This is a genomic window from Phosphitispora fastidiosa, from assembly GCF_019008365.1.
Lineage (GTDB): Bacteria > Bacillota > Thermincolia > Thermincolales > UBA2595 > Phosphitispora > Phosphitispora fastidiosa.
On record NZ_JAHHUL010000013.1, the window covers coordinates 23,263 to 35,829 of the forward strand.

Genomic DNA, 12,567 nt, shown 5'->3' on the forward strand with positions numbered 1-12,567 from the left:
TCGCGGCTCGCCGACAAGCGGACATCAGACTCGTCGTTCCGGAACATATCTGCCCCTCTCACTATTTAACAATTTAAGAAACCATCCAATTACATTCTATGGGGACAGCCCCATCAAGTACTTTATTATCGGCAGCTGCTTTTTATACAATAGATTTATACATTGAAGCGGAAATAGACCACATCGCCGTCTTTCATGATATATTCCTTGCCCTCAAGGCGGACCTGTCCCTTCTCCTTGGCCTGATTCTGAGAACCTGCAGCCATCAAGTCGTCATAGGACACTATCTCTGCCCTGATAAATCCCCGCTCAATATCAGTATGGATTTTACCTGCAGCCTGCGGAGCCTTGGTACCGCTCCTAATGGTCCATGCCTTTACCTCCTGGGGACCGGCGGTAAAAAAGGTCAGCAGACCAAGCAAGCGGTATCCCGCTCTGACCAACCTATCCAGCCCGGATTCATGAAGACCCAGATCAGCAAGAAACTCCACCTTTTCTTCATCTTCAAGTTCAGCAATTTCGGCCTCGATTTTCCCACAGACCACTACTGCTTCCGAGTTCTCCAATGCTGCAATCTTCCTGACTTCCTCCACCAGACGGTTTCCTTGAGCGTCGGGCAGGTCATCCTCACTTACATTGGCCACATACAGCACCGGTTTGGAGGTCAAAAAATTAGCATCCTTTAACAAAACCTGTTCTTCGGGCTCAAGCTCAACACTTCGTACCGGCATACCTGCATCCAGGGCTTCCTGAATACGTTCCAGCACTTTCAGTTCTGCCCCATACTTTTTATCATGAGTTTTCATCATTTTCCGAGTCCGCTCAAGCCGCTTATCCATGGTTTCCAGATCCGCCAGGACCAGTTCCATATTAATTGTCTCAATATCCCTTGCCGGGCCGATATCGCCTTCCACATGAGTAACGTTGGTATCCTGAAAACACCTGACCACATGGACTATGGCATCTACTTCCCTTATATGGGACAGGAATTTGTTGCCCAAGCCCTCGCCTTTACTGGCTCCTTTCACCAAACCGGCAATATCCACAAACTCCGTCACAGTTGGAACAACCTTTTGAGGCCTGACCATTTCAGCCAGCCTGTCCAGTCTTTCATCAGGCACTTCCACAACCCCGACATTGGGGTCTATGGTACAAAAAGGGTAGTTGGCCGCTTCGGCTCCTGCCCTGGTGATTGCATTAAAAAGGGTTGATTTGCCTACATTGGGCAACCCTACGATTCCTAGCTGCATTAAAGGTTCATCCTTTCTTGTCAGACAAAGTCATTCAAATATAACCAATATAATATACCCCAGACTTCAGTAATTGTAAATATATTTGGCCAAATTTAATGTGGATTTTTAGTATTTGAAAATTCTTACTGCCAAGGATATTAACCTCCTACTCTCGTCTTACCGCTGCCATCTAAGCGTATCCGGTAAACAGGATATACATTACTTTCAACCCAGTTGCATTGGTAGAAAATCCAATCTCCAACTATTCCTAGACGATAGGCATGTACGTCACTCAATTTCGTTTTCTGTGTTCCGTCCAATTTCATTCTATAGAGTGCACCATTGTCTTTATATTCCCAAAAACACACCCACTCACCAGAAATATTCATCTGAGAAGGTACCGAGTTACTGGATATCTGGACTTTTTCTGTTCCGTCTGATTTCATCCTATAGAAACCGGGGTTATCACAATAATAATCAGAGCAATAAAAAATTGTGTCTCCGACAACATCAAAACCGGCATAGGGTATCATTTCATTTAAAATTTTTGATCTCTCCGTACCATCGGTTTTTATTTTCCATAGCCCATTTTGAAAATATTCACTCTCCCAGTTATAAGGCGTCTGGTAATAAATCCATCCGTTGCTTACACAAATATTATAAGGCTCTGCCAATTGATCACCAATTCTTGTTCTTTGGGTGCCATCAACTTTGATTTTTGATAGCTGATTATGTTCATTTACATAATAGATCCAATTGCCTGCCACTGCCAGCCAGTTTAGTGATTTCTCAGTGCTGATTTTGGTTCTGCCGGAACCGTCAATTCGTATCTTATAAATATCAAATATTGTTTCATCGAAAAGGGAATCCCCAATCCTGGTTTTCCGAGTTCCGGAAGGAGTCGCATAGTAAATCCAGTTTCCGATGAAATTTATTGAAAAAGGGATGTCGTTGCTCAGCTTGGTTTTGTTTAATCCATCAAACTTGCTTTTATATAGTCGATCATTATCAAACGGATTATAGAATACCAGCCAGTCTCCATACTGGGCATAAGCCGCATCGTTCATTAAGTTACCGGTACTGTTACCTATTCCCGTACACTGGAATATCAATTCATCAATGATTCCTGAATCCAAAATGGGATCCAGGATGTTGTCCTCATTACTTATAACAATTAATCCACTGTGAAAAAAGACTTTTCTATTCAAGGCTTCTGCCAAAGCTCTTAGTGGTATGTAAGTCCTTCCCTGCCTTAACTCTGCCGGAACATTCAGAGTAGAAACTTTATTGTTTACAATCATCTCTTCATTTCCGAGTGTTATCTTTACTATTATGTCACCCAAATAAACTGTTGCAGTATTGCTCTTTGAATTCCAGTCCACTTTAGCCCCCAGGCTTTCTGATACAAATCTTAATGGCAATAAGGTTCTTCCATTTTTTACAACAGGAGTTATTTCAGCGTCAGACAGATCAATGACCCTTTTCTCACCATTAACGAGTGCCATGGGGCTGTCAAGATAAAAAACAGCTGCCTCTTTTACTTTAATTAAGACATCATCAGTAAGATTGTCTTGGGCTAGAGCTGTTCCCGAATAAAAAAGACAGCTTAAAAATACCAGTATCAAGGATAGCAATCTTTTAATATACAATTTAATTCCCCCCAAATTAGTTATTTAAATCATCCCTAGCCTATATTCCAAAAAACAGCTGCCTTAAATACGGTTGTCCCCTAGTCCGTCCATTCATTTCGGCCGACCATACCGGCTATACCCATTATATTCCATTTCAATAGCCGTTGTCTAGGCATTGCCCCCTCAAGTTAAATCAAAGGAAAAAATAAAACAGCCTTTATAATAAAAGACTGTTACAATGCCTTACTTACCACCGTATCCTGAAATTTATTTCGGGTTCCCGGCAGCCTGAATAACCTTTTTTACTCCCTTTTCAAACTTGGGCCGCGGCAGCATAAGCTGACGCCCACAGCCCAGGCACTTAATTCTGAAATCCATTCCGGTGCGGGTCACTTCCCAGCGGTCATTGCCGCAGGGGTGAGCCTTTCTCATCTGAACAATATCACCAACCTGATATTTATGTGTTTTAGCTGTCTCCATGATATTCAGCCCCGCTTCCCGGCACACCGGCAGTATCTCGAATATCTTCAGCGCCCCCCGTAATGATAACCTGGCGGGGATACGGAATTTCGATGCCCTCCCGGTCAAAGGCCTCTTTAAACCTCTTGCGCAGCTCACGTTCTACGCGCCACTGCTCCATTGGCCTGGTTTTGGCCACCGTCCGGATAACAACTTCACTTGGGCCCAAGGCGACTACCCCCAGGACTTCCGGTCCTTCTGCTATAACATCCCCAAATTCGCCGGCAAGCTCGATAGCTGTCTTTTGCATAACATCAAGAGCCTTGTCAATATCTTCTTCATAGGCAATTCCGATTTCAACCAGAGCTCTCATGTTTCCCCTGCTGAAGTTGGTGACAGCAGTAATCTGTCCATTGGGGATAATATGATATTCTCCGCCCCAGTCTCTCAACTTAGTTACACGGAGTTCAATTTCTTCAACGAAACCCGAAAAACCGCCGGTTGTGATATATTCACCCACTACATATTGATTTTCCAGCAGTATAAAAAACCCTGTGATAACATCCCTGACCAGACTCTGGGCGCCAATACCAAGAGCCACCCCCAGGATACCCGCACCTGCCAGGAATCCTTTGAGGTCAGTACCTGTAAGCTGTGCAATCTGTCCTAATACGGTAAACCCAACAATAAAATAGACAGCATACCTTAATATACTCTTGGCAAGTGTCTTTAAGGTGAGCAGCCTTCGTTCATCAAAATAAAACTTTTGGTCCCGCGGCTTAAGAATGCGGTTGATAATCATGTCTCCGGTCTTAATCAGCACAAAAGCTAAAATAATAGTACCGGCTATAGTTCCGCCAAACTTCAGCAGTTCGTCTTTATAAGCAAAGACCTTTTCAGTTTGCAGTGACAGACTTTCCATGTTCATCCTGACTATTTTCTCCTCTTTATAAACCGTATTTATTTGACAAGGTGATGGGCTTTATTTATACCTGATTATTATACTTGCTCCGTCGCCCTCAATTTCCCTAATTATTTCCTGCGCTTTTTCAGCAGAAGGGTGTCCTTTAATAAGCGCTGTTTCCCTAATAACTTTCAAGCCCTCAGAACCCATACTACGAAGGGCATCTAAGGTCATAAACCTGACGATACCGTCATGGTGGCTGAGCATTCCGCCCAGATAACCCGTTACTTCTGGCCCGCCAATCTTCCCAAGGGATCTGACGGCCTGGACAACTACTTTCACTTCAGGTTCTCCCAGAGCCTCTACGAGGGATGGGATAGAATTCTTGTTCCCAATTTTACCCAGAGCTCTGGCTGCTTCCAGCCTGACATTCATCGCTTTATCGCTCAGGGCATACTGCAAGGCCGAAACTGAAGAGGGCTCGCCTATTTCCCCCAGGATTTCTATTAAATACCCTCTAAAAACAGAATCATCATCCTCCAGAGCAGCCAGTAAGGCCGGCACGGCGCTCTGACCCAGAGCTACCAATACTTCTGCCGTTCTGGCCGGCAGCCACCGGTTAGGTTCTTTTAGTGATTGGACCAACGACCCTGCAATAGAAGCATCGCCCATACTTTTCAGGGCTTCAGCTGCTGCCAGCCGTACCTCTTCACGCTTATCTGCCATCGCCATGAACAACGGCTCGGTTAAAGTACCCCTGATTAGTTTCTGCTTTTCAGCGGGGTAACCTTTGATTTCCCGGGTAATCTGCTCTATGACTGCGAAATTTCTCTCCCTTACATGCCGTTCCAACTCGCCGATGTCATCAGAATTATAATTCGGGTGGAGCCCTGAACCCACCACCTCGGCAGAGTCAACAGGAATTGAGCTCTTGCCTGCCGCCTTCCAGAAAAACAATCCCGCAACAAGGATTACTCCCAATATGAGCAGCGTGATTCCATATAAAGAAACCATTAAACCATTCACCCTCATTCATATCCCCAAATGCTTGTAAATACTTTCGACGCATCCAGGATAAATCCTTTTAAAAAAAATCCAGCCCAATGGCTGGAATAAGTTAACTTTTGAAAAAAGCCTTATATGCCTCATAACACATATAGATATCCGCCTTGTGAGATATCTCCACAGGTGCGTGCATGCTTAACAGCGGCGGGCCGCAGTCCAGCACATTCATTCCATAGTGGGCCATAAACTGGGCTATAGTACCACCCCCGCCTTGGTCTACTTTACCAAGTTCACCTGTCTGCCAAACAATTTTGTTGTCATTAAATATCCTTCTGACCTCGGCAACAAATTCCGCATTGGCATCACTGGTAGAGTATTTCCCCGCTGTACCGGTATACTTTGTAACTACAACTCCATTGCCGAGCCGAGCGGCATTATACTTATCGTGGGTACCTTCCCATCCCGGGTCAATACCTGCACTGACATCGGCAGACAGGGCCTTCGCATTGGCCAAGGCCTTCCTGCAGTATATCTCGTCATAATCGCCGGTAATCAGATATAATAGTTCGGCAACCGTATTCTCTAGAAATCTGGCTCTCATTCCCGTGTTGCCGGTACTGCCTATTTCTTCCTTATCAACAAATACTGCCAGCGCTGTATGAACTGGATTCTGGCACTCCAGCAAGGCCTTCATTGAAGTGAAGGCACAAATTCGGTCATCCTGACCATATGCGCCAACCATGCTGCGGTCAAGGCCTACATCCCTGGCGCGGGCCGCCGGTACCAGTTCCAGTTCCGCACTTATCAGGTCTTCTTCCTTGATACCATACTTTAGCTGCAAAAGTTCCAGTACAGCCAATTTGACTCTTTCCCTGGCCTTTTTTTCCTCAAAAGGCAGAGTCCCGGCAAGTATGTTAAGGGCTTCGCCAGTTACAGCTTCTCCGAGTTTTTTCTTTAGCTGTTCTTTGGCCAGATGTGGCAGCAGATCTGTTATTACAAACACCGGGTCATTCTCCGCTTCACCTATCTGGATATTTATCTTTTCTCCCGTTTGCCTGATAACTACCCCATGAATCGCCAGGGGATGAGAAACCCATTGGTACTTCTTGATTCCCCCGTAATAATGAGTCTTTAGAAATGCTATTCCCTGGTCCTCATAGAGAGGGACCGGCTTTAAATCAAGCCGGGGTGCATCAAGGTGAGAACCAATCAAATTGAGGCTCTTCCATACCGGTTCTTTACCAATAACTATAAGGGCGACATTTTTATCGCGATTTACGGCATAAACCTTGTTCCCCGGTTTAAGCTTCTTACCGCGGTCCATCAGCTCCTCCAGGGAAACATAACCCTCCTTTTCAGCCAGGTTAACTATTTCGGCAACCGCTTCCCGTTCAGTTTTGGCTTTATTGAGAAATTTCTTATATTCTTCGGCAAACTTCTGCGTTTCCTCCCGCTCCTGAGGGGATAAGGTATCCCAAACAACCCTCTGCTCAAAGCTCAGTTCATTCCGGAGCTCCTTCCAGCGCTCTTTTAATTCTTTCCCTTCCTTTTCCATGAAACCCTCCAGTTCATAAGAATACACTTTTACTATTTTATGTACAAACACCTAAAATAAAACCATGCCGGTATTAAAAAAATCCGTTCAGTAAGCTCATTATTCTTTCCACAGCGATAGAACCGGCCATTATATCTGCCAGGGGGCTTTCATTTCCCTTCATGGCCCCCATTGAAGCCAGGGGAGTAAGTAAAATAACGATTGCACCGACTGTTAGCAGGCCTCCACCCATACTAAGGACAGAGCCGCTTATTTTATCAATAAAGTTTATCGGTTTCGGATTAACCCCGGTAAACAACTTGGGGATAACTATCCTGAACAAAATAGAAAGCAGCGTATATATTAGTACAAAGCTGATGGCATTCAGGATAAAGCCGCTTACTGTATATGTTATGCCCTCGCCAAGTGTGTTCACTCCGCTGCTTAGCGGCACTTCTGCAATTTTACTGATAATGTCCTCCATGATGTTGTGAAACAACTCGGGAAGCTGGTAACTTTCCAAGATGCCCGTGGCTTTATCAAAGGCCACATCAGTGATTTCAGTCTGAAATGATGCCGCCGGAATAGCCATCTTCTTTGCTATCCAAGGAGAGAGTACTTCTCTCAACCGCATTTCATTTCCCAAAAAAAGGGCCAGCGGCTGATACAGCGCCATGGCTCCAATCAACCCTGCCACATAGCCTGCCACCCGGGAAACCGTGGCAAATAAACCTTTTTGGTAACCCCGGTATGCGCAATATCCCAGAATTATAACAAAAATGATGTCAAGAACGTTCATTAAACCACTCCTGTTTTCCTATTTTACGGTCTTTTCCTTCAAGTTGTTATTTACCCACTCAGTCAACCATTCAGTCCATTGGTCCATACCCTGCCCGGTACGAGCCGAAACCTCAAAAATCTTTATCCCGGGGTTAATTATTTGGATATCCTGACGCAGCGCTTGGAGGTCTACATCAGTAAATTCCAATATATCCATCTTATTCAGGATAACCGCCGCTGACTCCCGGAAAAGCAGGGGATATTTCATCGGCTTGTCATCTCCCTCGGTAATACTGAGGACTGCAATTTTGAGGTCTTCACCAAGGTCAAATTCAACGGGGCATACCAGGTTTCCCACATTTTCGACAATCATCAGATCAAGCCCGGGTAAGTCAAACTTATTGAGCGCCCCTGATACCATTTTAGCATCGAGATGGCAGGCCCCGCCGGTATTTATCTGTTCCACAGGAACCCCGTGTTTTTCAATTCTTTTGGCATCCTTACTGGTATAAATGTCTCCTTCAATCACTGCCAGCCTGACCTTTCCGGCCAGAATATCTATTGTTTTTTCCAAAACCGTTGTCTTTCCGGAACCTGGGGAACCCATTATATTTATCGCAAAAACGCCGCTTTTCCTAAACAAGCTCCGGTTCACCAGCGCTTTTTGCTCATTTGCGCTGAGGATACCGGTATTTACTTTAATCTCCAACTCCATCCACCTCCAGGCTTTCCACGTACAATTCCCGACCGGAAACCACTTCCATGCCAAGGGATGAGCAGCCGGGACACATAAAAATGTGTTTTTCTGTTTTGCCTTCCCATCCGCAGCCCCGGCATCTCGCTATCAGAGGCACCTCCTTGATGACCAGTTCGGCGCCCTCAACCGAAGTTCCTTTGGCATATACTTCAAAGGCCGCTTCCAGGGCCTCAGGCACTGCATTGGTCATTTCCCCGACAACTAAGGTCACCCTAGTGACGTTTTTTTCCGGCAAGTCTTCCGTATTCTCCCTGATTATTTCAAATACACCTGCCATTAAGGCCATTTCGTGCAAAACAGTCCCCCCATATCTCTAAAACACCTCAGGTTCTTCACCTTCAAATTCCCCAGCTACCGGCTGCATATATATTCCTTCCGGCAGATACCCCGTAATCATGGACTTTATGACCGTCCATCCACCTATAATGGAAAGGTAAACATGAAGAGCAACGGTTAGGATAAATACCCAAGTAACGGCAAAATGAACCTGCCTGACAACCACCGGTCCCCCCAGGGCTCTAACATATGCTGCCAACCCCTCAGTAAAGTAGAGTCCGAACCCTGTAATGGCCTGTACCAGAACCAAGACTGCCCAGGCATTGTAAAGCAGCTTTTGGCCTGCATTATATTTTCCTGCTACGGGAGGCTCTTTACTTAAAAAAAGATAATACCTGAACAAGGACGGGAAGCCCCTAATATCCCGCAGCCGGAACATTAATTCACGGTAATCCTTGCTTACCCATGAATAGTATATTCTTATCAAGATGCCATAAATAATAAGATACATGGCAATAAAATGTGTTTTTCGGGCAATATCCATGTTGGCAAAAAGCGCAAAAAGCTCCGGATCCCTTATATACATGCCCGATGTGGTTAGCAGGCCTATATTTGCAGCATTTATCCAGTGCAGTATACGGGCTGGCATGGTATGACAATATATTTCGGTTGCCAATACAGGTCACCTCTCCTGTTCCCGTTAAAATGACCGGGCAACCCGAAACACCTCTATAGGGTTTTCCGGATTAACCACTGTTAGCCCGATAAGGGCCTGCTCCAGTGGACCCATGCTATTATCGGCCGTTCGCGGACAGAGATTCCATGAAAATGAGTCCATGGCATTATATGCTTCAATCTTACCGTCACTTAATGAAACGTAATGAATAACCGAACCCTGGGAAGCCTCCGCGGCACCTACTCCCTGACCCGCTTCCGGCATCTCAGCCTCTACAGTCAGCGGTCCATCCGGTTCATATTCATCTATCCAGGCAGATATTTTGGTCACCAACGCCTTAGTCTCCTCAAGACGGGCCTTAAAACGCCCCATAACGGAAAAAGCGCTCGCCCCCATGGATGTGATGACAGGGTTTCCTGATAACAGCATTCGCGCAGGAGCCCCTACCTCACAGGTCTTCTTATCATATAAAGCACCCTTCACCCAGGAATATCCTCCCTGTTTATCAGGCGAAACCCGAAACGGTCCTGCCAGGGAACTGCTCCCTGAGCCTGCTGTCTCAAACCAGGACCCGGCACAATCCACAGTTATTAAATCAGTATCCAGCAGCTGATTTCCTGAAATACCAGTTCTCACTGAACCAGAGATCATGTATTCCCCCAGCCCGTTTCCCGGAAATTCACTTACCGTTAACAGGCGTCCTTCTCCCTTACCCATATTATACCAATCAGGATACGCTTTTTCCAGGTCTCCCAGATCAACGGTATAATTGTTGTTTATGAACCTGCCGACCTCCCCAAGAATCGATCTTAGCTTGAGTAAGTCTGCTATATTTAAATTCCGGGTAATCCCACCGAAAACAACATTGCAGATGTGGGGCGCTTTTCCTGCCACGATACCCGTCATGGTATGAATCAGACTGCGAATCTCAAGTGCCTTCCAAACATTAACCGCAATTCTGTCTGCAGCAGCAGATAAGAGCCGATAGTCCCTGTCCCGCAGATGCTCCGCAGCACCTGACCTTAGAGGCACATAGTCAGGCACGGCGTTTTGGTAAAAGTGTGCCAAATTACCGTAAATCATATCCAGCGCCAGCAGGATATTTCTAACCAACCGGGCGTTTGGAGGAACCGAGACCCCGGCTATACCCTCTAAAGCTCTGACTGCAGCAACGGCATGTGAAATAAAGTCTATTCCGCTGCACCGTTGTGTCAACTGGACAGCATCCAGAGGGTCTTTGCCCTTAAGCGTCTTTTCAAAATCCCAATAATATGTGGTCCCTGTTTTTGCAGATATTACCTTGCCAACATCTGTTTCTAATTCTAGTCTTATAGGCCTTATGCCCCTGTTCAGAGGATGAATAACCAGTAATTCCGCCATTATTTATCATCCCCCCGGCTGTTCTTTTTGCCAATTCGCCCGGAAAAGTAGTTTCCAGCTAAATGAACCGCAAACCCTGCAGCCGTAACCGCACCTGCCGTGATACCGATGGCATCGGCAGTTGATGTAATTCCTGGTCCCTTTATTTCGGGCATTCGTTTATAGAAAGGCATAGTCAAATCAGGGAAACTGGGGTCAGTACATCCGATACAGGGAGCATTTGCATTGACACACCATGATGATGCCCCGTTCCACAGCCTGGTAGGACAATCACCATGAGCCAGTGGGCCCTTACAGCCAATCTGCAGTAAACATCCTTCTTCACCGTACTTCCTGGCAAAGATACTGTTGTCAAAATACTGCCTTCTGGGACAATTATTATGTATCAGGCCTTGGAAAAATGTTTTGGGCCTGCCATAATCATCAAGCTCCGGCCTGCCAAACAGCAGCAGATGAGCAAGGGTTCCTACTATCCAATCCGGATGAGGCGGGCAGCCGGGAATATTAATAACCTTGCTCACCTCTATAAGTTTTTCCAATCCCACACATTCCGCATCATTGGGCTCCGCAGCAGAAATCCCTCCAAAGGAGGCACACGAACCAACGGCAACTGTGGTCTCGGCAAGTTCCCCCAGTTTCTCCAGCAGCTCTATAAGGGTAACCTTTTTCCCCCGGGAGTCTTGCCCGATAATATGGAAGTTTCCATGATCAGCTGTTGGAATAGCCCCTTCCACAACCAGGATGAACTTTCCGCTGTTTTTTTGGGCTGTGTCCACAAGATAATCTGGAAGGAACCTAACAGTTTCCGCCGCCAGCCCCGGGTGATATGAAATATTTATAATTTCATCAAGTACTTCCTTTATATTGGGATGAACCGAATTCATCAGGGAAGACGAACATCCGTTACAGGCAGAACCCTGAATCCAAAGCACAGGTGGACTGCCCTGAACCGTTTTTTGAAACGCCTCTCCAATTGCCGGAACCCACACCTGGGAAATCCCGAGGGCTGTAACAGATGCTGTACATAGTTTTATAAATTGTCTGCGGCTAAAGCGTTTCATTTATGACCTCCGCCCACATTACAACTGGATTTTAAAACTTTTTTCGACAAATGAGCCGAAAACTCCTTTTTTAGCCATTTAAGTATAATTTGATTTTAATGTACATATAAATATCTCGGATAATTACTTTTTAAAATCTCGGATAATTGCTTTTAATTTTCCCGGATTACTACTTTCTGGAGGTCAGTATGCACCTTTTCCCATCTGTCCAACGGAGCAGTCCGACACATGTAAAGATACATGTTGAGGACAAAGAGGCATTAAATAAGTTTGCCGCCGCATTCTCACAACAAATCAGAAAAAACATTTCCCCGGATCGCCCCCGGGTTATTGTTTGTATCGGTACAGACAGGTCAACAGGGGACAGTTTGGGTCCTTTAGTGGGAAGCAGCCTGCTGGAGACCAACCATAAATTTTTTAAGGTTATGGGAACACTTGAAAGCCCTGTACACGCAACCAACCTGTCAACTTACATGAGTGTGGTGGACCAGTTAAGAAACCCTTTTGTGGTGGCTATAGACGCTTGCCTTGGCAGCGTAGACAGCGTTGGCTATATAAACATAGGGGAAGGTGCTCTTAAACCAGGCGCTGGTGTTAATAAACACCTGCCGCCGGTAGGCCACCTCCACATTACGGGAATCGTTAATGTTGGCGGATTTATGGAGTATTTTGTGCTTCAGAATACCCGTCTCAATATTGTAATGAAGATGGCTAAAATTATTAGCCGCGGAATCCATGAAAGCAGCACAATGGTTGATATGGAACAGCACTGTATAAAAAACATCGACTGAACTGCTTATTTTTTTGGGGCTGTCTGCAAACAATACCAGTACAACCCTGAAGGAGTCAGGTTTTTCTGAAGTCCAGCTAGA

The 12,567-nt window shown here is 45.7% G+C and carries 13 protein-coding genes; 1 reads left to right on the forward strand and 12 read right to left on the reverse strand.

All coding sequences use genetic code 11. From position 1 onward, the window contains the following. Positions 1 to 155: 155 nt before the first annotated feature. The 12 genes from ychF to Ga0451573_RS12225 all read right to left on the reverse strand — a co-directional run bounded on the left by ychF (position 156) and on the right by Ga0451573_RS12225 (position 11,695). Positions 156 to 1,250 carry a redox-regulated ATPase YchF gene (gene ychF, locus Ga0451573_RS12170; protein WP_231684405.1) on the reverse strand — a complete coding sequence of 365 codons (1,095 nt, stop codon included), beginning with the start codon at positions 1,248 to 1,250 and terminating at the stop codon, positions 156 to 158. Positions 1,251 to 1,390: 140 nt separating this feature from the next. Next, complete coding sequence (locus Ga0451573_RS12175; protein ID WP_231684406.1) at positions 1,391 to 2,881, reverse strand: DUF5050 domain-containing protein; 1,491 nt, start codon at positions 2,879 to 2,881, stop codon at positions 1,391 to 1,393. A gap of 249 nt (positions 2,882 to 3,130) precedes the next feature. Continuing rightward, a complete protein-coding gene (locus Ga0451573_RS12180) occupies positions 3,131 to 3,343 on the reverse strand; it encodes a DUF951 domain-containing protein (RefSeq protein ID WP_231684407.1) in 213 nt (70 codons plus the stop codon). Then, on the reverse strand, positions 3,330 to 4,250 hold the full coding sequence (locus tag Ga0451573_RS12185; protein WP_231684408.1) for a mechanosensitive ion channel family protein: 921 nt from the start codon (positions 4,248 to 4,250) through the stop codon (positions 3,330 to 3,332). The genes Ga0451573_RS12180 and Ga0451573_RS12185 overlap by 14 nt, the downstream gene beginning before the upstream one ends. A gap of 54 nt (positions 4,251 to 4,304) precedes the next feature. Continuing rightward, complete coding sequence (locus Ga0451573_RS12190; RefSeq protein ID WP_231684409.1) at positions 4,305 to 5,240, reverse strand: HEAT repeat domain-containing protein; 936 nt, start codon at positions 5,238 to 5,240, stop codon at positions 4,305 to 4,307. Positions 5,241 to 5,343: 103 nt separating this feature from the next. Then, positions 5,344 to 6,786 (reverse strand): aminopeptidase, encoded by a 1,443-nt coding sequence (locus tag Ga0451573_RS12195; protein WP_231684410.1) that lies wholly within the window; start codon positions 6,784 to 6,786, stop codon positions 5,344 to 5,346. 73 nt (positions 6,787 to 6,859) lie between these two features. Beyond that, positions 6,860 to 7,564 (reverse strand): CvpA family protein, encoded by a 705-nt coding sequence (locus tag Ga0451573_RS12200; protein WP_231684411.1) that lies wholly within the window; start codon positions 7,562 to 7,564, stop codon positions 6,860 to 6,862. A gap of 18 nt (positions 7,565 to 7,582) precedes the next feature. Next, the gene (hypB, locus tag Ga0451573_RS12205; RefSeq protein WP_231684412.1) at positions 7,583 to 8,260 is read right to left on the reverse strand and encodes a hydrogenase nickel incorporation protein HypB; all 678 of its coding nucleotides are present in this window, start codon (positions 8,258 to 8,260) and stop codon (positions 7,583 to 7,585) included. After that, positions 8,244 to 8,588, reverse strand: a complete 345-nt coding sequence (locus Ga0451573_RS12210; protein ID WP_231684487.1) for a hydrogenase maturation nickel metallochaperone HypA — start codon at positions 8,586 to 8,588, stop codon at positions 8,244 to 8,246. Before Ga0451573_RS12210 ends, hypB begins: the two co-directional genes overlap by 17 nt. A gap of 27 nt (positions 8,589 to 8,615) precedes the next feature. After that, on the reverse strand, positions 8,616 to 9,254 hold the full coding sequence (locus Ga0451573_RS12215) for a cytochrome b/b6 domain-containing protein (RefSeq protein WP_231684413.1): 639 nt from the start codon (positions 9,252 to 9,254) through the stop codon (positions 8,616 to 8,618). 24 nt (positions 9,255 to 9,278) lie between these two features. Continuing rightward, positions 9,279 to 10,634, reverse strand: a complete 1,356-nt coding sequence (locus tag Ga0451573_RS12220; protein WP_231684414.1) for a nickel-dependent hydrogenase large subunit — start codon at positions 10,632 to 10,634, stop codon at positions 9,279 to 9,281. After that, positions 10,634 to 11,695: a hydrogenase small subunit gene (locus Ga0451573_RS12225; RefSeq protein WP_231684415.1), complete on the reverse strand. Its 1,062-nt coding sequence runs from the start codon at positions 11,693 to 11,695 to the stop codon at positions 10,634 to 10,636. The genes Ga0451573_RS12220 and Ga0451573_RS12225 overlap by 1 nt, the downstream gene beginning before the upstream one ends. 188 nt (positions 11,696 to 11,883) lie before the next feature. Between Ga0451573_RS12225 and yyaC the strand changes: the two genes are divergently transcribed. Beyond that, positions 11,884 to 12,486: a spore protease YyaC gene (yyaC, locus tag Ga0451573_RS12230; protein WP_231684416.1), complete on the forward strand. Its 603-nt coding sequence runs from the start codon at positions 11,884 to 11,886 to the stop codon at positions 12,484 to 12,486. Positions 12,487 to 12,567: the final 81 nt, after the last annotated feature.